This is a genomic window from Anoxybacteroides voinovskiense (assembly GCF_014196205.1).
Taxonomy (GTDB): domain Bacteria; phylum Bacillota; class Bacilli; order Bacillales; family Anoxybacillaceae; genus Anoxybacteroides; species Anoxybacteroides voinovskiense.
On record NZ_JACIDE010000005.1, the window covers coordinates 63,286 to 87,973 of the forward strand.

The 24,688-nt window shown below is 44.0% G+C and carries 22 protein-coding genes, 3 pseudogenes and 1 other annotated feature; of the genes and pseudogenes, 20 read left to right on the forward strand and 5 right to left on the reverse strand.

Going from position 1 to position 24,688, the window contains the following annotated elements:
* Positions 1–35: 35 nt before the first annotated feature.
* Positions 36–521, reverse strand: a complete 486-nt coding sequence (locus GGR02_RS04585; RefSeq protein WP_183183568.1) for a LiaI-LiaF-like domain-containing protein — start codon at positions 519–521, stop codon at positions 36–38.
* A gap of 199 nt (positions 522–720) precedes the next feature.
* Between GGR02_RS04585 and hemA the strand changes: the two genes are divergently transcribed.
* The 8 genes from hemA (at position 721) to GGR02_RS04625 (ending at position 8,992) form a co-directional block, all read left to right on the forward strand.
* The gene (gene hemA / locus GGR02_RS04590) at positions 721–2,052 is read left to right on the forward strand and encodes a glutamyl-tRNA reductase (protein ID WP_183183569.1); all 1,332 of its coding nucleotides are present in this window, start codon (positions 721–723) and stop codon (positions 2,050–2,052) included.
* Positions 2,053–2,064: 12 nt separating this feature from the next.
* Positions 2,065–2,898, forward strand: a complete 834-nt coding sequence (locus GGR02_RS04595; RefSeq protein WP_183183570.1) for a cytochrome C assembly family protein — start codon at positions 2,065–2,067, stop codon at positions 2,896–2,898.
* Between the two features lie 14 nt (positions 2,899–2,912).
* Positions 2,913–3,845 carry a hydroxymethylbilane synthase gene (gene hemC / locus GGR02_RS04600; protein ID WP_183183571.1) on the forward strand — a complete coding sequence of 311 codons (933 nt, stop codon included), beginning with the start codon at positions 2,913–2,915 and terminating at the stop codon, positions 3,843–3,845.
* The gene (locus GGR02_RS04605; protein WP_183183674.1) at positions 3,845–4,621 is read left to right on the forward strand and encodes a uroporphyrinogen-III synthase; all 777 of its coding nucleotides are present in this window, start codon (positions 3,845–3,847) and stop codon (positions 4,619–4,621) included. The genes hemC and GGR02_RS04605 overlap by 1 nt, the downstream gene beginning before the upstream one ends.
* On the forward strand, positions 4,618–5,595 hold the full coding sequence (gene hemB, locus GGR02_RS04610) for a porphobilinogen synthase (RefSeq protein ID WP_183183572.1): 978 nt from the start codon (positions 4,618–4,620) through the stop codon (positions 5,593–5,595). Before GGR02_RS04605 ends, hemB begins: the two co-directional genes overlap by 4 nt.
* A gap of 10 nt (positions 5,596–5,605) precedes the next feature.
* A complete protein-coding gene (gene hemL, locus GGR02_RS04615; RefSeq protein ID WP_183183573.1) occupies positions 5,606–6,892 on the forward strand; it encodes a glutamate-1-semialdehyde 2,1-aminomutase in 1,287 nt (428 codons plus the stop codon).
* 218 nt (positions 6,893–7,110) lie between these two features.
* Positions 7,111–8,562 carry a hypothetical protein gene (locus GGR02_RS04620; RefSeq protein ID WP_183183574.1) on the forward strand — a complete coding sequence of 484 codons (1,452 nt, stop codon included), beginning with the start codon at positions 7,111–7,113 and terminating at the stop codon, positions 8,560–8,562.
* 13 nt (positions 8,563–8,575) lie between these two features.
* Complete coding sequence (locus GGR02_RS04625; protein WP_183183575.1) at positions 8,576–8,992, forward strand: immunity 70 family protein; 417 nt, start codon at positions 8,576–8,578, stop codon at positions 8,990–8,992.
* Positions 8,993–9,316: 324 nt separating this feature from the next.
* On the opposite strand, the gene GGR02_RS04630 is transcribed toward GGR02_RS04625, so the two are convergent.
* On the reverse strand, positions 9,317–9,835 hold the full coding sequence (locus GGR02_RS04630) for an IS630 family transposase (RefSeq protein ID WP_183183576.1): 519 nt from the start codon (positions 9,833–9,835) through the stop codon (positions 9,317–9,319).
* An 11-nt stretch (positions 9,836–9,846) separates the two neighbouring features.
* On the reverse strand, positions 9,847–10,377 hold the full coding sequence (locus GGR02_RS04635; protein WP_183183577.1) for a helix-turn-helix domain-containing protein: 531 nt from the start codon (positions 10,375–10,377) through the stop codon (positions 9,847–9,849).
* Positions 10,378–10,489: 112 nt separating this feature from the next.
* Between GGR02_RS04635 and GGR02_RS04640 the strand changes: the two genes are divergently transcribed.
* The 3 genes and pseudogenes from GGR02_RS04640 to GGR02_RS17405 all read left to right on the forward strand — a co-directional run.
* Positions 10,490–11,065, forward strand: coding sequence for a hypothetical protein (locus GGR02_RS04640; protein WP_229706149.1), 576 nt, complete (start codon positions 10,490–10,492; stop codon positions 11,063–11,065).
* Between the two features lie 58 nt (positions 11,066–11,123).
* Positions 11,124–11,363 carry a hypothetical protein gene (locus tag GGR02_RS04645; protein WP_183183579.1) on the forward strand — a complete coding sequence of 80 codons (240 nt, stop codon included), beginning with the start codon at positions 11,124–11,126 and terminating at the stop codon, positions 11,361–11,363.
* Positions 11,364–11,826: 463 nt separating this feature from the next.
* A pseudogene (locus GGR02_RS17405) lies at positions 11,827–12,229 on the forward strand (IS1634 family transposase); the annotation flags it as partial.
* 175 nt (positions 12,230–12,404) lie between these two features.
* Here GGR02_RS17405 and GGR02_RS04650 read toward each other — a convergent pair.
* Positions 12,405–12,833, reverse strand: a complete 429-nt coding sequence (locus tag GGR02_RS04650) for a DUF3888 domain-containing protein (protein ID WP_015374612.1) — start codon at positions 12,831–12,833, stop codon at positions 12,405–12,407.
* Positions 12,834–13,067: 234 nt separating this feature from the next.
* Here GGR02_RS04650 and tnpA point away from each other — a divergent pair, with 234 nt between their 5' ends.
* The 6 genes and pseudogenes from tnpA (at position 13,068) to ysxE (ending at position 16,816) form a co-directional block, all read left to right on the forward strand.
* The gene (tnpA, locus tag GGR02_RS04655) at positions 13,068–13,385 is read left to right on the forward strand and encodes an IS66 family insertion sequence element accessory protein TnpA (protein ID WP_183183580.1); all 318 of its coding nucleotides are present in this window, start codon (positions 13,068–13,070) and stop codon (positions 13,383–13,385) included.
* Positions 13,379–13,735, forward strand: a complete 357-nt coding sequence (gene tnpB, locus GGR02_RS04660) for an IS66 family insertion sequence element accessory protein TnpB (protein ID WP_260174964.1) — start codon at positions 13,379–13,381, stop codon at positions 13,733–13,735. The genes tnpA and tnpB overlap by 7 nt, the downstream gene beginning before the upstream one ends.
* A 167-nt stretch (positions 13,736–13,902) precedes the next feature.
* Positions 13,903–14,124: pseudogene (locus GGR02_RS17880) on the forward strand (transposase domain-containing protein); the annotation flags it as partial.
* Between the two features lie 66 nt (positions 14,125–14,190).
* A pseudogene (locus GGR02_RS17885) lies at positions 14,191–14,667 on the forward strand (IS66 family transposase); the annotation flags it as partial.
* A 136-nt stretch (positions 14,668–14,803) separates the two neighbouring features.
* Positions 14,804–15,757: a stage VI sporulation protein D gene (gene spoVID / locus GGR02_RS04670; RefSeq protein ID WP_183183582.1), complete on the forward strand. Its 954-nt coding sequence runs from the start codon at positions 14,804–14,806 to the stop codon at positions 15,755–15,757.
* 66 nt (positions 15,758–15,823) lie between these two features.
* Positions 15,824–16,816: a spore coat protein YsxE gene (ysxE, locus tag GGR02_RS04675; RefSeq protein WP_260174965.1), complete on the forward strand. Its 993-nt coding sequence runs from the start codon at positions 15,824–15,826 to the stop codon at positions 16,814–16,816.
* Here ysxE and GGR02_RS04680 read toward each other — a convergent pair.
* The gene (locus GGR02_RS04680; protein WP_066326512.1) at positions 16,781–16,969 is read right to left on the reverse strand and encodes a hypothetical protein; all 189 of its coding nucleotides are present in this window, start codon (positions 16,967–16,969) and stop codon (positions 16,781–16,783) included. The two genes, ysxE and GGR02_RS04680, sit on opposite strands and share 36 nt — an antisense overlap.
* A gap of 141 nt (positions 16,970–17,110) precedes the next feature.
* Positions 17,111–17,348: a binding site (T-box leader), on the forward strand.
* Positions 17,349–17,386: 38 nt separating this feature from the next.
* On the opposite strand from GGR02_RS04680, the gene GGR02_RS04685 reads away from it, so the two are divergent.
* The 3 genes from GGR02_RS04685 to GGR02_RS04695 all read left to right on the forward strand — a co-directional run bounded on the left by GGR02_RS04685 (position 17,387) and on the right by GGR02_RS04695 (position 24,670).
* The gene (locus tag GGR02_RS04685) at positions 17,387–20,023 is read left to right on the forward strand and encodes a valine--tRNA ligase (RefSeq protein ID WP_306415777.1); all 2,637 of its coding nucleotides are present in this window, start codon (positions 17,387–17,389) and stop codon (positions 20,021–20,023) included.
* Between the two features lie 62 nt (positions 20,024–20,085).
* On the forward strand, positions 20,086–21,381 hold the full coding sequence (locus tag GGR02_RS04690; protein WP_183183585.1) for a bifunctional folylpolyglutamate synthase/dihydrofolate synthase: 1,296 nt from the start codon (positions 20,086–20,088) through the stop codon (positions 21,379–21,381).
* 64 nt (positions 21,382–21,445) lie between these two features.
* Positions 21,446–24,670, forward strand: coding sequence for a VWA domain-containing protein (locus GGR02_RS04695; protein ID WP_229706146.1), 3,225 nt, complete (start codon positions 21,446–21,448; stop codon positions 24,668–24,670).
* The last annotated feature ends 18 nt before the right edge of the window (positions 24,671–24,688 follow it).

The following is a 24,688-nucleotide window of genomic DNA, read 5'->3' on the forward strand; positions in this document are numbered from 1 at the left end:
AAACACCAGCTGATGAGGCTGGTGTTTTGTATCAACTACTTCTTTTTCGTCCATAATATGTATACACCGAACAAAATGAAGGCGAGCGGCCAAAATTTCCAGATGAAAGAAATGCTCGTTTCAATGATAGGAAAGGCATGGGTGAATCGTTCGGAAAATAGCATGACAAACGATAGCACAAAAAACAGCATGCCTTGCATCAGTCCGGTCTTCATTTTCCGTGAGCTGAGCAAAAACGCGAGAGCGACGATGAAAAATAAGACACCCATTTCGTTCGGCCAGCTTTTCCATAATTGAACCAACAGGAAATGAATACCAAAACCGAACAGCATAATTCCAGAAAAAATATGTTGGTATTCACGAGCAGAGTATGCTTGTCCGAGCAAAGCTACCCCAAAAATGACGAACAACGCTGGCCATCCTTGAAAAATTTTTAAAAAAGGAAGCGAAAATTGACTAGCGAAAAAGTACAATCCTAGGCCAATCAGCACAATTCCGGAAAACATCCCATTCTTTTTCACGCGTTTCTCCCCATTTCTATATGAACTATGCTTGATAGAAGGTGTGTTTTTTGCTATGGTACATATGATAAAGGATTCTGTCTAACAGTTTATCACATAGGTTCAAATTGTGTTCACATTTTTTTTCGTTATGTTGCACATATACATGCTATAATATAGTGAGATGATTATGTACTTTTGATTGAGGGGGTATAGGGAAGTGCATATTGTTGTCGTTGGCGTGAACTATAAAACCGCCCCTGTTGAAATTCGTGAAAAGTTGACTTTTGGCGAATCAGAATTGGTCGAAGCGATGAAAGCGTTACAGCAGCAAAAAAGCATTTTAGAAAACGTCATCATTTCGACGTGTAACCGTACGGAAATTTATGCTGTCGTCGACCAAGTGCATACTGGGCGTTATTATATAAAGACATTTTTAGCCGATTGGTTTCATATCGAGAAAGACGTGCTTGCGCCGTATTTAAAAATTTTCGAGAACGAAGCAGCAGTTGAGCATTTATTCCGTGTCGCCTGTGGGCTTGACTCGATGATTTTAGGGGAGACGCAAATTTTAGGACAAGTGCGTTCAAGTTATCTTTTAGCACAGCAAGAAAACACAATTGGCACGGTATTTAAACAGCTATTTAAGCAAGCGGTGACGTTAGCGAAACGTGCGCATGCAGAAACAGAAATCGGCTCGAATGCCGTATCGGTTAGCTATGCAGCGGTGGAACTAGCGAAAAAGATTTTTGGCGACTTATCATCGAAGCACGTATTAGTGCTCGGTGCTGGGAAAATGGGAGAGTTGGCGCTACAAAACCTTTACGGCAGCGGTGTGAAAAAAGTGACGGTTATTAATCGCACGTTTGAAAAAGCGCAACATTTAGCGGAGAAATTTTCTGGAAACGCCAAATCGCTTTCCGAATTGCAATGCGCCCTTGTCGAAGCGGACATTTTAATTAGCTCCACAGGCGCAAAAGAGTACGTCATTACGAAAGAGATGATGACGAACGTGGAAAAAATGCGCAAAGGCCGTCCGTTGTTTATGGTCGATATCGCCGTCCCACGCGATTTAGACCCTGCGCTTAGCGAACTCGAAAGCGTCTTTTTATACGACATTGACGATTTAGAAGGCATCGTGCAAGCGAATTTGGAAGAACGGAAAAAAGCAGCGGAACAAATCGAAATAATGATCGAAGCGGAATTAGTTGAATTCCAGCAATGGCTTCATACGCTTGGCGTCGTTCCGGTGCTTGCTGCCCTTCGGGAAAAAGCGTTGGCCATTCAAGCGGAAACGATGCAAAGCATCGAACGGAAATTGCCGCATTTATCAGAGCGCGACCGAAAAGTAATAAGCAAACATACGAAAAGCATTATTAACCAGCTGCTTCGCGACCCGATTTTGCGGGCGAAAGAATTAGCCGCAGAGCCAAATGCGGAAGAAGCGCTTCAATTGTTTGCGAAAATTTTCAATATCGAAGATGCGCTCCAAACGTCTCAGCCAGTGAAAGAGGATGGTAAGCGGTCGGTTGTCCCATCTCTACAGTCATAAGAGAGGATGCGAATGACGGGGATGAATTTTACACGGTTGTACGAGCTGTCAGTGCTATTATATGCACTATCTGTTTCTCTTTATTTCATAGATTTTTTGCACCATAACCGGAAGGCAAACCGCACGGCCTTCTGGTTACTTTCTATTGTCTGGGTTTTCCAGACAGCTTTTTTCTTGTTTCGCATAATCGAAACGAAGCGATTTCCGATTTTGACGATGGCAGAAGGGCTTTACTTTTACGTTTGGGTGCTTATTACGCTGTCGCTTGTTATTAATCGGTTGTTGCGCGTCGATTTTATCGTCTTTTTTACGAACGTGCTCGCCTTTTTTATGCTTGCGTTGCATACGTTTGCTCCTGCCCATTACCAATCGGGAGCAACAGCGGAAAAGCTCATTTCCGAGCTGCTCATCATACATGTGACGATGGCGATATTAGCGTATGGGGCGTTTTCCCTTTCATTTGTGTTTTCGGTATTGTATATGATTCAATACCATTTATTGAAACAAAAAAAATGGGGAAAGCGGTTATGGCGAATGGCCGATTTAACGAAACTAGAAAATATGTCGTACGTTTTAAATTTAATCGGATTGCCTATGTTGTTATTAGGGCTCATTCTTGGCGTCATTTGGGCCTTTATTAAAATTGAGCATTTCCATTGGTATGATGCGAAAGTGCTAGGGTCGTTTTCCGTCTTACTTGTTTATAGCGTGTATTTTTATAAACGAGTGGTGCAAGAAATGTACGGAAAAGCGCTCGCACTTTGGAACATCGGCTCGTTTTTATTTTTGCTTGTCAACTTTTTCTTATTTGGTAGCTTATCAAAATTTCATCTATGGTATTCATAATGGAGGAAGAAGCGATGCGGAAAATTATCGTCGGTTCGCGGCGAAGCAAACTAGCTTTGACGCAAACAAACTGGGTGATTGCGAAATTGAAAGAACTTGGAGCGCCGTTTGAGTTTGAAGTAAAAGAAATCGTGACAAAAGGCGACCAAATTTTGAACGTCACGTTATCAAAAGTTGGCGGAAAAGGATTGTTCGTGAAAGAAATCGAGCAAGCAATGCTGAATGAAGAAATTGATATGGCCGTCCATAGCATGAAAGATATGCCAGCTATTTTGCCAAAAGGGTTAATCATTGGCTGCGTGCCGAAGCGCGAAGACCATCGCGACGTGCTCATTAGTAAATCTCGCGTTTCGTTTGCCAACCTTCCGAGCGGAGCGGTCATTGGAACGAGCAGTTTGCGCCGTTCTGCCCAGCTACTTGCGCAACGAAAAGATATAGAAATCAAATGGATTCGCGGCAATATTGATACACGATTAGCGAAATTGGAAAACGAAGGGTATGACGCCATCATTTTAGCAGCGGCTGGGTTGCGACGAATGGGATGGGCAGAAGAAACAATTACGGAATATTTGCCGACGGAAGTTTGTTTGCCGGCTGTTGGACAAGGAGCGCTCGCGATTGAATGCCGTGAGAAAGATGCCGAATTGTTGCAATGGCTGCGCGTGTTAAACGACCGCGAAACGGAGCGAGCCGTATTGGCGGAACGCGCCTTTTTGCAGCGCATGGAAGGTGGCTGCCAAGTGCCGATTGCTGGCTATGCGTATGTGAATGAAAAAGACGAAGTCGTTTTTACAGGGCTCGTTGCTTCTCCGGACGGAACAGAGTGCTACAAAGAAACGGCTATCGGTACAGATGCCGAGCAAATCGGCAAAGAAGTCGCAGATCGTCTCGTTCAGCTTGGCGCCAAAGCGTTAATTGACCGAATTAAAGAGGAGCTTGGTGCGTGATGAAGCATCTTCCGCTAGCGGGAAAAACGGTGCTTGTGACGAGAGGGAAAGAACAAGCGGGGGCGTTTTCAGAACAGCTAAAAAAAGCAGGGGCAATCCCGATAGAAATTCCGCTTATTTCCGTTTCGGCGGTGACGGAAACCGGAGAAATAGAGAACTGTGTCCGCGACTTGTTTCGCTATGACTGGCTCGTGTTTACGAGCGCCAACGGGGTGCGCTTTTTCTTTTCATTTGTCTGTGATCACACGCCGCTTCCGAACGTTGCAGTCGTCGGTCAAAAAACGGCAACCGCTTTAGAAAAAAGGGGGATAACACCTTCTGTCGTACCGGATGAATTTGTCGCAGAAGGGTTGGCAGAAGCGATGAAATCGCTCGTGAAGCCGAACGACCGCGTGTTGTTAGTGAAAGGAAATTTGGCGCGCCCGACATTGAAAGAAGCGCTTGTTCAGTTAGGTGCAGACGTGACCGACCTAGTCGTGTATGAAACGAAAATGAACGAGAGCGGAAAAGCGCAGTTGCTTGATTTATTAAAAAAGAACGCCATCGACGTCCTTACATTTACAAGTCCGTCCACGGTCGAAAGTTTTATGAACGTCATGAATGAAATCGAATGGGAGCCGCTATTGGCGCATTGTGTCATTGCTTGCATTGGTCCAGTGACAAAACAAGCGGCTGAAAAAGTTGGCTTAATGGTACATATTTGTCCAGAACAATATACGATTGATGGTATGATAAAAGCGATGGAAACATTTTTTCAGATGGAGGGGAATAGATGATGAAATGGCAATTTGATCGCCATCGTCGATTGCGGCAAAGCGCGAATTTACGCGCGATGGTGCGCGAAACGCACCTTCACGTCGACGATTTCATTTATCCGATTTTTGTGATCGAAGGAGAAAATGTCAAGCAGGAAATTCCGTCCATGCCGGGTATTTACCAGTTTTCGCTTGACCGGCTGAACGAAGAAGTGGCGGAAGCCGTTAGCCTTGGCATTAAGTCGATTATCGTTTTCGGTATTCCGGCAGAAAAAGATGAAATTGGTTCACAAGCGTACTGTGAGCATGGCATCGTCCAGCAAGCGATCCGGCAAATCAAGCAAACGTATCCGGAGCTTGTCGTGATTGCGGATACATGTTTATGCGAATACACAAGCCACGGCCATTGCGGCGTCGTCGAAAACGAGCACGTATTGAACGACCCATCGCTTGAACTGCTTGTAAAAACAGCGGTAAGCCAAGCGAAAGCAGGGGCGGATATTATCGCACCTTCGAATATGATGGACGGCTTTGTCACGGCGATTCGTCATGGGCTAGATGAAGCAGGGTTTGCGCATGTACCGATTATGTCGTATGCGGTGAAATACGCGTCGGCGTTTTACGGACCGTTCCGCGATGCCGCTAATAGCGCTCCGCAGTTTGGCGACCGAAAAACGTACCAAATGGATCCATCCAACCGATTGGAAGCATTTCGTGAAGCGGAGTCGGATGTAAGCGAAGGGGCAGATTTTATTATGGTCAAACCAGCGCTTGCGTATTTAGACATTATTCGTGACATGAAAAACCATTTCCATCTTCCGATTGTCGCTTACAATGTAAGCGGAGAGTATGCAATGGTGAAAGCAGCGGCACAAAATGGTTGGGTAAACGAAAAGCAAATCGTGATGGAAATGTTAATCGGCATGAAACGGGCAGGCGCGGATTTAATTTTAACGTACTTTGCCAAAGACGTCGCTCGTTGGCTACAAGAATAGGGGGATTTCGATGCGATACGAACGTTCGAAACAAGCATATCAAGAAGCTGTTCGGTTGTTACCGGGCGGGGTGAACAGCCCGGTTCGCGCGTTTAAATCGGTGAAAATGGATCCGATTTTTATGGCGCGCGGTAAGGGTTCGAAAATTTACGATATTGACGGTAATGAATATATTGATTACGTGTTGTCATGGGGTCCGCTTATTTTAGGGCATGCGAACGAGCGCGTCGTCGCGGCACTAAAAAAAGTCGCGGAAAACGGGACGAGCTTCGGGGCGCCGACGCTTATCGAAAACGAGTTAGCGAAGCTTGTCATTGAACGAGTACCGTCGATTGAAATCGTGCGAATGGTCAACTCTGGGACGGAAGCAACGATGAGTGCATTACGCCTAGCGCGTGGGTATACGGGACGAAGCAAAATTCTCAAATTTGAAGGCTGTTATCATGGACACGGTGACTCGCTCTTAATAAAAGCTGGCTCAGGGGTAGCGACGCTCGGATTGCCGGATAGCCCTGGGGTACCAGAGTCGGTGGCGCAACATACGATTACTGTTCCTTACAACGATTTAGAAAGCGTCAAATATGCGTTTGCGCAGTTTGGGGAAGACATTGCCGCGGTCATTGTTGAGCCGGTCGCTGGAAACATGGGGGTTGTTCCGCCGCTTCCAGGATTTTTGCAAGGACTTCGCGACATTACGAACGAATACGGGGCGCTGTTGATTTTTGATGAAGTAATGACTGGCTTCCGCGTCGATTATCATTGTGCCCAAGGCTATTTCGGAGTGACGCCTGACTTGACATGTCTTGGAAAAGTGATTGGCGGCGGTCTTCCGGTTGGTGCATACGGTGGTCGCGCGGACATTATGGAACGAATTGCTCCAAGCGGTCCGATTTATCAAGCAGGTACATTATCAGGCAACCCACTAGCAATGACGGCTGGCTATGAAACGCTTATCCAACTAACGCCAGAAACGTACGAACAGTTCCGGAAAAAAGCGGATCGGCTCGAAGCAGGATTGCGCCAAGCGGCGGAAAAATACGGCATTCCGCATACCGTTACCCGCGCGGGTTCGATGATTGGCTTCTTCTTTACAAACGAAGACGTCATCAACTATGAAAAAGCGAAAACATCGGATGTAGAGATGTTTGCGGCCTATTACCGCGAAATGGCGGAACAAGGCATCTTCTTGCCGCCATCCCAGTTTGAAGGAATGTTTTTATCAACCGAGCATACAGATGAAGACATCGAAAAAACAATCGAAGCAGCAGAAAAAGCGTTTGCGAAACTAATGTCTTAAAAGGGATGCTAACGTTTACAGAGGGCCTAAGTTGCTCTCTGTTTTTTTATGAAAAATATAGGGGAATAGAACAAAATTTTAATTGACAGAATTAATATTCTTTTTTTATTATTCAATCATTATCCGGTTATGTGGGAAAGGAGTGGTATTTTTCATCGAGCATGGCTTATCAACGAACGTTGTTCTAACAAAAGGACAGAGTCAAAGGAGCGGGGGAGATGTCTTTTTGGAGTTCATTAAGTAAATTAGGACATTTTGTCGAGAAAAAGGTAGAACAGACGGTAAAGCATGTCGCAAATGACGTCAAAAAAGTAGAGAAGACTATTCAACAAACCGTTCAGCAAGCAGAAAAGAAAGTCGAGCCAGTGGTGAAACAGGTCGTAAAGGATACGGTGCACATTAGCCAACAGGCAAAGGAAGCTTTTCATCAAGCGGAAAAGAAAGCGGAACAAATGGGAAAGCACATTGCCCACGAGGTGAAACAAGCGGAGAAAGCGGTTCAAAAGATCGAAAAGAAAATGGAACATGTCGCGAAACAAGCAGTGAAAGATACGGTACATATTAGCGAGAAGGCTCAAAAAGCGTTTTACGAGGCGGAAAAGAAGGCGGAGCAAGCTGTCAAACACATCGTTCACGATGGGAAGAAAATGGTGTTCGGAACGGTTCACTCGATTAGACAGAAAATAAAGCAAGAAATCCAAGAGACCGAGAAAACGATTGAACGTGATGTGCATCAACTAGAAAAGAAAGCAGAGCATGCCGCTAAGCAGGCGGTTCATGGTATAATCCATACAGGGCAAAAAATCGAACAAATCGCCGGAGAAGTCGCGAAGAATGCAGAAAAATCGTGGCACGGATTCATAAAACACCCAATGGAAAGCACAGTGGAGTTTGTGAGAGGAGCGGGGGATGCAGTTGTACAAGATATCACGCTGGATAACATCCACCGCTCCTATCACAGTCCGCATCCTGTTGCCTATGAATCAGGGGAAATGGCAGGGCATGTGGTATCAACGATGGTTGGGATGATCGAAACAAGCGGGGCTGAAGCTCTCGAAGTCGATGGCGCAGCGTTGACAGCGACTGGAGAAGGAGCGTTTGTGGGGGTTCCCGCCATGGCGATGGCCGGAGAGGGAATGGCCTATGGTCAAGCGGAAACATCGTTCAGCTTCCACCGTTTGGTCAAAAGCGCCGAAGAACTGTACCAGCGAATGAGCAGGAGCGAAGGCGTTTCGGGGAAAGTGGCTAATGGGACGGACGAAGCTGAGAAGCTTGCTAAGGGGACGAAGAAAACTAGACCATCATGGAGACAATCTGAAATAGATGTAGGGAAAGAATATCCTAGTTATCGTGAACAGGTATCATTTAAAGATGGCAATGAAGTAAGTCATGGCACTAAAAATAGTTCGAGACCAGATTTTTATATCAACGGTCATAGTATAGAAGTTAAGAATTATAAAGTGACTACGTCTTCCGGAAGAAGTAACTTAATAAGAAACGTTTCACATCAAATAAATAAGCGTATAAGTGATTTACCTGAACAAACTAGGCAAACTGTTATTATTGATGTAAGGGGTCAAAATGTCACAAGAGATGTCTTGAGGGACATTAAACAAAAAATAAATGAGGGGACAAATGGTGTAGCAGAAATTATTTTTAAAATGGATTAGAGGTGAAATTTAGATGGCCGTAGGAATATTAGTAGATTGTTTTTTTTACGAATTAGGACATAGCGATTTTGTACATTCATTCTTTTCGACAATCTCATATCATTTAGAAAAAGAAGGATGGGGAACAAAATACCCGTTATTAATGAATGATTTATATTATGACAAATTAAATTGGGAGAATATCTCCGTTGCGAGAGCTAATCTAATTGAAATTGAACAGGAATTATCAAAATACTCCCCAGAGTCTGTTATATGGGATATCGATGACATATCACAAAAACCACCGTGGGGGGATAAATTTAGTTCCAAAGTAACTAATTTAGCAAATTATTTTGCAACAACTGATGGGAAGACATTTTTTGAAGTGCTACGTACAGCGATGGATGTAGCAGAAGAAGATAAATGTGATATGAAAATTCATAAACTTTAACTTTTTTACGATATGGGGTACCGAATAAAAGGCTCTTAACTATAGAGTAGTTATAATGTATATGGCAGAATAAAAGTACATAATTTGGCGGCGTAAACGTGCAGAATCGCTGCCATAAAAAAAGAGCCTTGCCAGTCATCCCAAAATCCATTACCCTCCTACATGTAACAGGGATGTAAGCATGAGGAGGAATAGAAAGGATGCTAGCATTGGCTCAAATAGAATATATCAAATTTTTGCGCGAAGAAAAAGGCTTGAAATTATTTAGCTGACTCATATAAATTCTTATCTATATACATCCAAATTAAAATTTTAACCTCTGGTTCACGTAGCACACCCGATGCGGCGTAACACCTCATCTGGATGCTGTAAGACGTATTGTTCAAAACGAGTAATCGACTGGGCAATATCGTTTTGGTCTTTATGCAAGACGTTGGCGATGACGTCATCTTTCAGCCACTTCCATAACCGTTCTATCGGATTCAAATGTGGAGAATAAGGCGGCAGAAAAATAAAATGAAAGGCACCGCCTTCTTCCCTTTGAAGGAAAGCTTGCACCATGTTGGCATGATGAATACGCGCATTGTCCAATACAAGCACGATAAATCGATCCGCATATTTCTTTTTCAACAGGCGCAAAAAGTCAAGGAACGTTTCAGCATTGGCGGATGATGCGCGATGAAACACGACATCGCCTTGTTGCACGTCGACTGCGCCAAAAATAGAAACGTGGGCGTGGTGACCGTAGCTTGGCACCTGCTTTTGATTCCCTACTTCTGCCCATGTCGTACGAAGCGCTTGATAGGCGCGAACATGCGTCTCATCGACATAAAGCAGAACCATTTCCTCCGTGATTAGTTTTTTTTTATAAACTCGAGTTCCTTTTCAAAGGCCGCTTGAAGCACTGGATCGCCTTTGACGAGCTTATAGGTCGGGCGTGTCCATGACAAGCGAAGACGATGCAATAGTTTGCGAATGCCTTCGCGTGACATCGAAACGCCATAGGTTTGTTGGATGTAAGATTGTAATATACGTGTGTTCCATGACGAAGAAATGCCCCAGCCGACCTCCACAGGGGTGGTGGTTAAGACGAGTTGTCTCAGTTCTTGTTGTTGTTCTTCCGTAAGAAATGGCACACGACCAGGTGGTAAGCGACGATCGAGTAAATGATCGAGCCCACCTTCATTAAACCGTTCGACGTAGAGGGAAACCGATTGGCGGCATAGATTAACCATTTTTGCGACATCTTTTCCAAGAAATCCTTTCATGACAAGACGAACGGCAGTCACCCGAACACGAAGAGAAGCATCTTTGATTTTCCGTTCTTGTTTCCGAAGTTTTCGAGGTGTCCAACCGTGATCATTCGTAATTTTAAGACGTTTCATGTCATTTCCGCTCCTTTTATACATGAGTATGTAGGAGCAGTATAGCCATGGAAAAAGGTGTTCATACAGAAGTCATTACTTTAAAGTGCATGTATATAAAAGGAGGTAATTGATGAAGAAACTTATTTATTGTGTTCTCACAATATTTATTCTAGCAATTGTGTTTACTTACCATTCCAACAGTTCTGCCTCTTCAAAAGAATTTTCACTTTTAGAAGCCTGTAAGTTTGCAAAGGAAAAAGCTAGAGAGGAGTGGAGTAAAGATGCAGAAATCTATTATGTATTAAGTGTTGACGATAAGGAAAAAGAAAGTAAAAGTAAAGGGGAACACGGGAAAAGAAGATATTGGAATGTAATTCTAGCTAAACCAGGTACAGATGATCAAATGTTATATACAATTCATAATCAAAAAGTAGTAGAAAAATTAGCATTGACTGAACCTGTAAACAATGAAAATATAGTAGATTTAAACAAGATTCATTTTGATAGCGATAAAATTGTTGATAAAGCAAAAAAGGAATATAACCTATTACCAGGAAAAGGTTGGGCCGAAGGATACCATTTTGTTTTGCGAAAGTTAAACAGTGACCCGACTGTTGAAGTGGTTGGTAGGGATAAAAAGGGTAGGTTTATAAAGATTATCTTCAATGCTAGGACTGGAAAATTCGTTACCAAGATAACATCTTAGTATTTACTGATAAAATAATGATTAATTAACAAATTTTCTTGTGAAAGGTGTGTTTAACATGTTTAAAAAGCTTAAAACTAAGATTGTTACGAGTCTTTTTTCAGCGATCCTATTGACTTCACTTTTTATTGATTATGCTAGTGCAGCCTCCTACACTTATTTAAATCAAGATGTAACAGCGTATACTGCACCAGCAGATTCGTTAACTTATTATGGTACAATCCCTCAAAAATATAAAACTGCTGCAGTACATCCTAAAACTTGCGGTAGTCCGAGTTCAGGAACAAGCAGTTATTAAAACTTCCACAGTTTTAAAAACTCCGTCTGGAACTTCTATGCAATATTTTACAGTTGAGGACATGGGGGATGTATTTTGCTCCCGAGGTTTAACTCGACAATGGTTTGATATTTATTTCGGTTATACTTCAAGTGATATAAATCAAGCCAATCTATTCGGTATAAAAACTGTTAGCTACACTGTAACTTATTAATAATATTTACGAATAATGATCAGAGCTCTCAACATTTCAATGAAATAAAATCTTCTGAAACAAGGAATTGGATTAGTAAGCAGGGTAACATCCTGCTTTTTTCTTGTTTGCTCGGAGATATGAATTTGAAACTGCTTTTACTACACTAACCAGGACCCGAGTTCGACAGTTTGAGGGCCATTTTAGGCAAATAAAAAGTTCAGAAATCCCGTTATATCAAGGATTTTGGGGTTGTCAACCTAGGAAAAAACACTGAATTCCATAGGCACACGTTTAGCCGAAAAGTATGATGGCAAATATCTTATCCGCACGTCCGATGACACACTGTCTGCCGAGGATGTCGCGCTGGGATATAAGCAGCTGGTGGATATCGAGCTGGCTTTTCGTACACTGAAATCGACATTGGAATTGCGACCCATTGGAAGACCGCATTCGTGCGCATGTGCTGCTCAGTTGGCTGGCTCTCTTGCTGATTCGCATCATAAAGATTCGGACCAACGAATCGTGGCCGAAAGTAAGAGAGGAATGCCAGCGTCTCACACTCGGACATTTTTCTTCGAAATACGGGAACCTTTATCAGCGGACAGAACTGACCGCCAAATAAGGGCAAACCTTTGCGGCTCTAGGACTAGAGCCTCCCCCGAAGATCCTAGACATTCATCCTCGCTCCTAGATACACGCCACAAGTATACCTAATCGCCTCTCAGCCCTTCTGCATCAAGGACTGAGAGGCGATTTATTTGCCTAGTCACTGTCGAACTCGGGCAGGAAAAAGTAACTGTATAAGCTCAGCTGTTCCTCGCTGATTAGTGAGTCCATTATTTAGGAAAAATAAAAGAGGTAATACCCTATGTTTGTTTTTTTATCTTCTCTTCGATGTGCTTGTAATCAATAATGCGAATTTTGTCAAAATCGATTTCAAGTGTTATTATATCAATTCCGTAAGGAGGGTTGTGAGCCCCTTTAAATGTTTCTACACGAATTTTGAGTAAGAATTTATAACGACTCCCGGGTTCTAAATTTTTAATCTCTAATATTTTAGGCTTCCACCACTGAATTCCAGATGGTTTTCCATAATAATCCTGTACTGCTTTGGTTATATAAGGCGTTAAGAAGTAAATTGAAAGGTCCTCTAAATCATTTTTATTAACCACTAATGTAGTTGTTGACTCTGTTTCATAAATTTTTGATTTGGCGACAATTTTAGTCCCGACACCATACATTCCGAATAATATTATCAAAAAGAGGGACATTACTCCTATAAATTTCCTGTTCATATTTGAAGTCCTCCTTTTATTATCGTGATCAAACTATATTTTGCAGATATTAAGTCAAAATAATTCATAAAATTTCCGATTAAAATGGTTTATTTTATGGGCGGAGTGTCAAGGCCGATTATTTTTTCTAAAAAATAGCTGGTTTAAAAGTAAGCGTCAAATTCTTCCCACCTAGTTTTGCCCCTATATCCGTGCCATAATTTCTTTAGAAATCTTGATTAAAGGAGTTTTGGTATGGACAAAAACGAATTGCGACAGGAGTGGGAACAACGCATTGCCTCCTACCGAGCAAGTGGTCTTACACAAGCCAAATGGTGTGAAAGGAATGGGTTAAAGGCTCACCAGCTGAAGTACTGGCTCAAACGGATCGAAGGTTCCAACGCTACACCAAATCCCTCTACAAAATGGGCATCCGTTGTGATGGCAGATTCATCGTTTCATGAAGAGGATTCCATCCAAGTGAAAATCGGCGAATGTTCGATCGAGGTGAAGCAAGGGTTTCATCCTTCGCTTTTTGCCGATGTGGTGAAGGTATTGAAAGCGTTATGTTGAATGCGGCAACGGTGACCCATGTGTACCTTGCTCGAGGGAGTACGGATTTGCGAAAATCCATCGATGGGTTGGCAGCCATCGTCCAAGAAACATTCCAGCTTGATCCCTTTTCTTCTAGCCTTTTTGTGTTCTGCAATCGTGGGCGGGATAAATTGAAAATTCTTCATTGGGATTATAACGGTTTTTGGTTATATTATCGCCGACTCGAACGTGGAACGTTTGATTGGCCTTCAGAGCATCACTCGGAACCTTTACAAATTAGTCCACGCCAATTACGCTGGCTACTCGATGGACTATCGTTGGACCAGAAACAAGCCTATTCGGCAGTAACCGCAAAGAAAGTTATTTAACTAATAAAAATTCAGGGAATTCCGCTGTTTTGTTGTATAATGAAGATATGAAAACAACAGCGAAATTCCCTCATTCTAATCTTACAATGGAAGATCTCCTCCAACGCTTAGAAATGCTGGAAAAGCAAAATGCAGAATGACAGGCGGAACTAAAAAAGCAACAGGAGTTGGAAGCGAAAGTAAAATGGTACGAAGAACAACTTCGCCTTCTGCAGCACAAACGCTTTGGCGTTTCAAGTGAAAAAATCCATCCTGGTCAATTGGAACTATTCAACGAGGTAGAAAACGAATCGAACCTTGAGTTGCCGGAACCTACGTTGGAGTCCATTCGTTATCAGCGCCGTCGGAAAACACGCGGTCACCGCGAAGCGATGCTGGAAAACCTGCCGGTCGAAACGGTCGAATATCGTTTACCCGATGAAGAGCAGGTCTGTTCGTGTTGCGGTAGAACGAAAATTAAAAAATTGGATCCTAAAGATCGGTATGAAGAACGTCTAAAGCAAAGCAAGCCTATCTTAGATGCTTTTTTGTCATGGCTTCAAAAGCAAAAACAGCACGTGTTGCCAAAGAGCGCATTAGGAAAAGCCATTGCGTATTGTCTGAACCAATGGGATAAATTAGTGGACTTTTTAAAGGATGGGCGACTGGAGATTGATAATAATCGCAGCGAACGCTCGATCAAATCGGTGGTCATCGGAAGGAAAAATTGGCTTTTCGCGAATACACCACAAGGTGCACGGGCAAGTGCCATCATCTACAGCATAGTGGAGACAGCGAAAGCGAATCAACTAAATCCGTATTACTACCTTCGCTATCTTTTTGAGAAGCTTCCCAATATGGATTTGTCAGACAAGCACGCATTGGATCAAATGCTTCCTTGGTCAACCACACTCCCTGTTTCATGCATTGCTTTTCATCAGCTAACTAAATAATACCTCAAGCCCCGGCCTCCCAAAAGGTGGGGGCTATTTGACGTTTACTTTTTTATTCATATTCTGTTTCCGCCGGTCATACATTGATAATGCCATTGAAAAGTTTGGCCGAAAAGGGCGGAAGGAGGAGGCTTGCTTGGAGCAATCATATTTACGTTTTTCACTCGAAGAGTCGATTTGGTTTAAAAGGGGACAGGAAGTGGGAGAGTTTCTTTCGGTTTCGTTAGATCCGGTCATTTCCGTTGATGAATACGAGCATTATATTACGATTCGCGGGGCGTTAGAATTAAGCGGGGAATATCGCATGGCGGACGACGATGGAGAGGAAGCCGATCTTTACGATTTTAGCACACGCCGGTTCGTCCAACGGATTACGACGCGCGAAGATGGGGTGAGTGAGCTGTTTCATCGCTTCCCTGTCGACATTACGATTCCGAAAAACCGCATTTTTAGTTTAGACGATGTGTATGTCACCGTCGAATCGTTTGATTACGATTTAGGTAGCGACGGCCGGCTTTCGCTTGTTGCGGACATTTCGATTAGCGGAATTTTAGAAGAAGAGGCAGAGGAAGCGTCGTCATGGTTTGAGCCGTTTGAAGCGATCGCTCGCAAAGAATGGTACGAACAAGAAGAAACAGAGGAAGTCGAGCAAACAGCCGTTTTAGAAGAAGAGAACGTTGCCCGAGCGACCGGCGAACGGAGTGAAACGAACGAACTTGTCGAAGAAGCAGTACACGAAGCGAAAGAACGGAGCGAAACTAGTGGGCTGGTCGAAGAAATAGTACATGAACAAGAAGCAAAAGTATCGATCGGAACATCGCCAAAACAAGCAGATGAGCCAGCGGAAGAAAATAAAAAGCCGCGCAAAGAAAACGCGCTTTATTTAACGAGCTTGTTTAAAGAGCAAGGAGAAGATTTTTCTAGAGTAAAAATTTGCATTGTCCAACAAGGCGATTCAATGGACAAGATTGCAAAGCGGTACGACATTTCGATTCAACAACTATTGCGGGCCAATCATCTCGAACACGAGACCGATTTATCCGAAGGACAACTGCTCTATATTCCGATTCCGGCTAACCAACGCGCCTAAAAGGGTACTCCCACTTTATCCAATTGCTAAAGTGGGAGATTTTTTATGGAGAGGGAGGTGGTTTGGTTGCATCGGAGCGATATGACAATCCTTTCGCATTATCCTTTGCGCGTAGTGCGGGTCGATGATTACGGAAAAGTGAAAAAAGTGCATGCAGCGGAAGGGACGTTTGCGCTAAAAAAAATGGACGACGTTCAGCAACTCCACGCCATTGAGCAAGCGACTTTTTTTTACCAACCGTACATGGTTCCGATCTATTGGACGAAACACGGTGCGCGGTTTGTCGCTCACGAAGACGGCTATTATTATATGATGCCATGGCTTTCTTTACGAGAGGAGCGGACGACGAAGGCGCAAGCTTTTTTCCGCGACCTTGCGTCGCTCCATCAAAAAACGATGCAAGAAATCCATGTCGACGAAACTGAGCTGAAAAACTACTATGAAGCAAAAAAAGCAGTTTGGGAGGAAGAACGCGCTTTTTTGCAATCGTATGTGGAACAATGCGAGCGCGAATGGTATATGTCCCCGTTCCAACTGCAATGTTGCACGTATTTTCATGAAACGATGCAAGCGTATTGGTTTGCAGAAACGAAGCTAGAAACTTGGTACGAAAAAACGAAGGAATCCAAAAAATGGCGCATGGCGTTTGTCCATGGGAACGCCCGCTTTTCTCATTACGTACCGCGCGAACAAGGGGGGCAGTTTTTGAGCTGGGAGCGGGCAAAATGGGCATTTCCGCTTGTCGATGTAGCGACCGCTTTCGATGAATATGTACGAACGCCGCCGGTGGACGATACGTGGGTCGACGGCTTTCGTGAATACGAAAAAAAACTTTCCCTCCGGGAGGAAGAGCTTGCTTTTTTCTTGAGCCACGTTGCTTCTCCGACGTATTTATCTCGTGTAGTTTCTGATTATGCGGGGAAACGGAAAAAAGAACAGACTGAATATCGCGCCGTTTCCGAGCTGCAGCGAGCTTATTGGGTAATGAAGCGAACGGAACAACTCCTTATGCAGATGGCGACATCAAATCCACTCGAGGTGGAAAGCGACAGCCAATAAAACGAGAATGGCTAATAAAAGAACGTCGAACGTTGTCGGTAATAAAATCGTGCGAATCGCTTGAAAAACGGTAATGGGAATAATGACTTGGGCGCAAATGGCGCGGAGTTGGCGGAGCCACGGTGGCCATGAATATGGATTAAATCGTTTCACGTATCATCCCTCCTTTGTTATACAGTATGAAACGTCCTTTTTTTTGTCACCAACAATCGATGAGGTGCATAAATCATTAAAAACTTGGAAAAGATGATTGACGATGTCGTTCGTTTTTCGGTAGTATGTATAGTGAAAATGAAAAAAGCGAAGACAGGGAAGAGTACAGCGCAAGCACCTGCAGAGAGGGAAATCATTTGCTGCGAGATTTCCTAGGATTGTACGCGTTGGAAGGTCGCCCTTGAGCTGCTTCTTTGAACGGCAAATGCTAAGTAGAAGAAGCCGGTCGAAAGCCGTTATGCGATGAAGTGCTTAAGTAGAGGATATTCTGCTTAAGAAAAAAGGTGGTACCGCGAGAGAGTCTCCTTTCGTCCTTTTCGGATGAAAGGAGCTTTTTATTTTGTAAGGAGGGATAACATGGAAAAGCTAACAATGTCGACAAAATACGACCATAAAGCAGTCGAAACGAACCGCTACCAATGGTGGCTTGGCGGTAAGTTTTTCGAAGCAACTGGTGAAGAAGGGAAACAGCCGTTTACGATCGTTATTCCACCGCCAAACGTGACGGGGAAATTGCATTTAGGTCATGCGTGGGATACGACGCTGCAAGACATTATTACGCGCATGAAGCGGATGCAAGGCTACGACGTCTTATGGCTTCCAGGGATGGACCATGCCGGCATTGCGACGCAGGCGAAAGTCGAAGAAAAATTGCGCCATCAAGGGCTTTCCCGCTACGATTTAGGCCGCGAAAAATTTGTCGAAGAAACGTGGAAATGGAAAGAAGAGTACGCTGGCCATATTCGCGAACAATGGGCAAAATTAGGGCTCGGCCTCGACTATACGCGCGAGCGCTTTACGCTTGATGAAGGGCTATCGAAAGCAGTGCGCGAAGTGTTTGTGTCCCTTTATAAAAAAGGGCTCATTTACCGCGGCGAATACATTATTAACTGGGACCCAGTGACAAAAACAGCGCTTTCCGATATTGAAGTCATTTACAAAGACGTACAAGGGGCACTTTACCATTTGCGCTATCCGCTCGCAGACGGATCGGGCTACATTGAAGTCGCGACGACTCGTCCGGAAACGATGCTTGGCGATACAGCAGTTGCGGTGCATCCGGAAGATGAGCGCTACAAACATCTCATCGGCAAAACGGTTATTTTACCGATTACTGGTCGGGAAATCCCGATTATCGGCGATGAATATGTCGATATGGAGTTTGGTTCAGGGGCGGTAAAAATTACGCCGGCGCACGACCCGAACGACTTTGAAATCGGCAACCGCCACAACTTGCCGCGCATTCTCGTGATGAACGAAGACGGCACAATGAACGACAATGCGATGCAATATAAGGGGCTCGACCGGTTTGAATGCCGCAAGCAAATTGTTAAAGATTTACAAGCACAAGGCGTGCTATTTAAAATCGAAGAGCATATGCATTCGGTCGGTCATAGCGAACGAAGCGGCGCCGTCGTGGAACCGTATCTTTCGACACAATGGTTTGTTAAAATGAAACCATTGGCAGAAGCAGCGATTGAACTGCAAAAAACAGAAGGAAAAGTGAACTTTGTCCCAGAACGTTTTGAGAAAACGTATTTGCATTGGATGGAAAATATTCGCGATTGGTGCATTTCCCGTCAGCTTTGGTGGGGACATCGCATTCCAGCGTGGTACCATAAAGAAACAGGCGAAGTGTACGTTGCCCATGAGCCACCGGCAGACATCGACAATTGGGAACAAGACCCGGACGTTTTAGATACGTGGTTTAGCTCCGCGCTTTGGCCGTTTTCGACCATGGGCTGGCCAGATGAAAAAGCAGCGGACTATAAACGCTATTACCCAACAGATGTGCTTGTGACAGGCTATGACATCATTTTCTTCTGGGTATCGCGCATGATTTTCCAGGCGCTTGAGTTTACTGGGAAACGTCCATTTAAAGATGTACTTATTCACGGCTTAGTACGTGATGCGCAAGGGCGGAAAATGAGCAAATCCCTTGGCAACGGCGTAGATCCGATGGATGTCATTGACCAATACGGCGCCGATTCGCTTCGTTACTTTTTAGCGACAGGCAGCTCGCCGGGTCAAGATTTGCGCTTTAGCACGGAAAAAGTAGAAGCGACGTGGAACTTTGTCAATAAAATTTGGAACGCTTCACGGTTTGCGCTAATGAACATGGAAGGATTCACATACGAAGACATCGACTTAAACGGAGAAAAATCAGTCGCCGACCATTGGATTTTAACGCGCTTAAACGAAACGATTGATACGGTCACGAAGCTGGCAGAAAAATACGAATTCGGTGAAGTAGGTCGTGCCCTTTATAACTTTATTTGGGACGACTTATGCGACTGGTACATTGAAATGGCGAAACTGCCGTTATATGGCGACGATGAGCAAGCGAAAAAGACGACGCGGTCTGTATTGGCGTACGTACTTGACCAAACGATGCGCCTTCTTCATCCGTTTATGCCATTTGTAACGGAAGAAATTTGGCAACACTTACCGCATAAAGGAGAGTCCATTACAGTCGCGAAATGGCCAGAAGTTCGTCCAGAACTTTCCAATGACGAAGCGGCAGAAGCGATGAAATTGCTTGTCGATATTATTCGCGCGGTGCGCAACGTTCGGGCGGAAGTAAATACGCCGTTAAGCAAGCCGATTACGCTTTATATTAAAGCGAAAGATGAACACGTAAAAGCGACGCTAGAAACGAACCGGGCATACATCGAGCGCTTCTGCAATCCGAGCGAACTAATCATCGATACGACGATTCCAGCGGTCGAAAAAGCGATGACTGCGGTCGTCACAGGCGCGGAACTGAGCTTGCCGCTTGAAGGACTAATCAACATTGAAGAAGAAGTGAAACGCCTCGAAAAAGAATTACAAAAGCTTGACCAAGAAGTCGAGCGCGTCCAAAAGAAATTAAGCAACGAAGGCTTTTTAGCGAAAGCCCCAGCGCACGTTATCGAAGAAGAACGGAAAAAAGAACAAGACTACTTAGAAAAACGCGAAGCAGTACGCGCTCGTCTTGCACAATTAAAACAATAGCATTATGATGAAGACGAATCGGTTTTCGGTTCGTCTTCATTTTTGAACAGGGAGGAATTTTCATGGCAAATACATATACAGAAGCCGTGAACTGGATTCACGGACGGTTAAAATTAGGAATCAAACCAGGCTTAAAGCGGATGGAATGGATGCTTGATCGGCTAGGGCATCCAGAGCGTCGATTAAAAGCCGTTCACGTCGCAGGGACGAACGGCAAAGGTTCGACCGTTTGCTTTTTGCGCCATATTTTACAAGAAGCAGGATATTCGGTTGGTACATTTACTTCTCCGTATGTGGAACAGTTTAATGAACGTATTAGCATAAACGGCGTGCCAATTTCCGATGAAGAAATTGTGCAGCTTGTGAACGTCATTAAGCCGCTAGCTGAAGAATTAGAACAAACAGAACTCGGCGGACCGACGGAGTTTGAAGTCATTACGGCGATGATGTTCTACTATTTTGGCAAAATGAATGTGCAAGACATCGTCATTATCGAGGCAGGTCTTGGTGGACGATTGGACTCAACGAACGTCATTTATCCGCTTTTATCAGTGATTACAAACGTCGGTTACGATCATATGAATATATTAGGGGAAACACTTTCAGCAATCGCTTTTGAAAAAGCGGGAATTATTAAATCCGGCGTTCCGGTCATTACTGGCGTCGAGCAAAAAGAAGCACTTCATGTTATTCAAGAAAAAGCAACGCAACGGAAAGCAAAAACGTACGTATTAGGCAACGATTTTGTCATCAGCGACGCCATTTCGTTGGAACATGGCGAACGGTTCTCAATCCAGACAATGTTTTCCAACTATCCGAACTTGACGATTTCGATGCTCGGGGCGCACCAAGTAAAAAATGCGGCGTTAGCGGTGATGGCAGCCGATTATTTACGGGTATATTACTCATTGATTATTGAAGAAGAGGCGCTACGAAATGGGCTTGCAAAGGCGCAATGGCTCGGGCGGTTTGAAACGTTGTCCAACACACCGACAATTATCATCGACGGCGCGCATAATGAAGCAGGCGTCGAAAGCCTTGTCGAAACGGTAAAAACGCACTATCCGGATCGCAACGTTCATTTGCTTGTCGCGGCATTAGCAGATAAACCGCTTGATAAAATGATTCCACAGCTTTCTCGTATCGCGAAGACAATCACGTTTACATCATTCGATTTTCCGCGTGCCGCCACAGCCGAGCAACTCGCACAATTGTGCAAACATCCGAATAAAACGTGCTGCACCGATTGGAAACAATGGCTCGCCGACGCCAAAAAAAGCAAAAACGATGGAGACCTTTTCTTAATCACTGGCTCGCTTTACTTCATTTCAGATGTGCGGAAATTTTTGAAAAATTAATATCTCTATAAGAGCGATTGCTGGTATAATAGAAGAAAATAGGACATTGGAAGGAGGGAAGAAGGTGCGGAAACTTACACAGCTAGCAGGGATATTTGTTCTTATACTTAGTTTCTTTTTTATCAATGCAACCATTGTACGGGGGGATAGCCCGAAAGAAACAGGAGCGATTACGAACGTTACGGCAAATAAAATTGAAGGATGGGCAACTACTCCTGGTCAGGGGAACGGTAATGGTAATACGGTTAGTTTTTTTATCGTCAAAATTAATGTGAAAGGGAGTAGCACACAAGTTAGCTATCGGACAGATGCAGTTCCAGTAGCTAGTGATCAAAACGGGACGAAAAAATATACGTTTTCGCTTGATATGACGAATAACTGGCCACAAGGAAATGGAATGTACGAAATCGTCGTTGACGCATATCGGACGTTAGGAAATGGAAAAGAAGATTACTATTTTTCATTTCCGGATAGCGCCTACGAATATCAACCTAGGAGCGCTTATTTAGATTTTACTTTATCCGCATCCCAAAGCGAATACGCCAAACCTACAAACGGAGATGCACAAGGGCGATTGGATATTTCGCTTATTCCACAAGGGAAAATTGACAGCGTCATTCGGTCGCCAATTGATGTTGTTTTTGTATTCGACGTTTCTGGGTCGATGGATGAACTAGGAACGAACCCGATGAAGTTTCAAAGCGCTAAACAAGCACTTAGTTCAGCTGTCAGTTATTTTAAAGCAAACGCTAATCCAAGTGACCGGTTTGCGCTAGTTCCTTTTTCTAGCGATGTTCAATACAATAAAGTCGTTTCATTTCCAACTGGAACATATGACGTCATGCAACATTTAGATAAAATTTTACAAACATCGAATAGCCTCGTTGCTGGTGGAGGAACGAACTATACACAAGCATTGCAAACCGCGCAGACGCTTTTTAACGATCCAACCCGTAAGAAATATATTATCTTTTTAACAGACGGGGTGCCGACATTTGCGAACGTTGTTGAGCAGATAACGTATAAAGAAGTAAAAAACTATCGGTATACAGGGAAAACTGTTACCGGAAATGTCTCGCTCCGCTATGAACTTTATAGCGATGGAAGGACAACTGCAATGCGGTTTATTGATAACCAAGGGTATGAACGGCTTTTATATGGGGATGGTAGTGACTATGCGAATGGTCGGTATGTAGGGAAGAGTGGGTTTACTTTTTCATATAGCTCTGTCGATGCAAAAATCCGAAATTATGGGCTAAACGTTGCTAAAAATCTCGGCATGAACAATATCACGCTTTATTCCGTCGGTTTCGGCAGCGATGATGATGTCGATATGGATTATTTAAGCCAATTGTCCGCAGCGACAGGCGGGTTTGCAAAACAAGGAACGACGCAAAACTTAACGGAAATTTTCCAGCAGTTTTCAAAGCTTGCCACCGATCCAATGTTAAGCGGTACGATTCGGATTCCGCTTCAATCGTTCGGCGGCAATGTGCAAATCGTCGAAAATGAGAACGTTTGGCTTGATGAAACGAAAACGAATGCTTATATTACATTCAATATTGGCTATAAAGTTGGGCAACCGGCTCCGGCACCGATTAATATTTCCGTTCCTGTGTTGTTTAAGGCGAAAGGAACGTATACGATCAGCGCAGAAATGTCGTATCGGGACGTATACGGCGCATTGCAGCCATCGGTAACAAAAGCGGTAACAGTAACGATAAAAGACGAAGTGCCGCCGGCGTTTACAGGAAGTGTGAAGCTGCAAGGAGTTTCACGAGATATCGGGGATTTAATTAAATATGGCAATAGCAATGGAGATTCTAATCAATTTATTGCCCAATATACACTAACTCCGACCGGATACGTCGGAAGCGGTGTGACAGGTAGTTTAAGCAATATTAAGCTTATTCAGCCACTCCCAGATGGGGTGACAGTACTCCCTTCTTCCAATGTTACGGTCTATACCAATAACGGCGTCACTTATGCAGAAATGGCGTTTCCGAATACAACAATTGATTATACGAAACTAAACAATTTAACGATTAGCGCTAGCCTGAAATTACAAGCAAACTGGGCGATGGAAGGAGTACAATTGCCGCAAGCGACTGTTTCGTTTACGGACAGCAAATACGGAACACGCACGTCCACCTTGCCGGTCGCTCCGCAGTCGATTGGTATGAAAGTAAGACTTTTAGAGTTTCCGGACATTTATTACGAAGGCGACAGCCGCGGGCTTGTTTCAAAGTGGCAGACGCTTACCGCGACAACGAACTTGCTGGCGACGACGAAACATCCGAACGATTACGGGTTGCGTATGTTGCCGATTCAATCGTTAACGTTTAAACCAAACAGCAATGACCTCATCATCGTTGTCACCTATAAAGACGGTCAATCCGTAGAATTGAATTTAACGCCGCAAGTGAAAATTTTTGCGAACGATGGACGGGAAATTGCTAATGGCGCAACGGTAACAGAGCCGGTAAAAGTACGCGTTGTCGGGTTAGTCGCGGGAGAAGGAGTATCGTATCAATATCAACTTACTAATCCGAAACAAAACGTCAACTGGCAAACGTTAAATCCTCCGTATGAAATTCCGATTACGGTCGATGGAACGTCTGTTGTTTCGGTAAAGGCGTCAGGTGGTTTTACAAAAGGAAGCGGTGTTGCGACTGTATCGTTGACGTATAACAAGCTGATCACTGGAATTGATTTAGCATATCAATCGAAAATGAATATCGGAGATACGCAGACAATTTCTGTCACGATTGCGCCGAACGATGCGACGAACAAGTCGCTGCAATGGATTTCAAGCGATCCAACCGTCGCAGCGGTCGATCAAGGAAAAGTGACGGCGAAAGGTTCGGGAGTTGTCGATATTACGGTAAAAGCGCTAGATGGTAGCAACGTGACAGCAACAGCGAGAATTACTGTCGTTAATCCAGTTGTCCCACTTGAAGGGCTTCAATTTACTCAACCAGTTTTATATGTAACCGTAGGTGACGAAATAACTATTGATTCGAAAATAAAGTTTATTCCAGCTAACGCAACAAACAAAAACATTCGTGTCATTCAATCAAGTGCACCTGAGTACGTAGATGTCATCTTTAAACAAGGAAAGTGGGTTCTTCAAGCAAAAGACGCTGGGTATGCAACGATAACCGCAGTAGCTGATGAGAAAAATTCTCTCGGTCAAGATATCACTGCCACCATGGTTGTCATTGTTCAAGAAAAATCAACTGATCCGGGAGGAAACAGTAACGATAGCGGTGGGAAAAATCGATGGTAAAAAACGGCACGGGGGTTC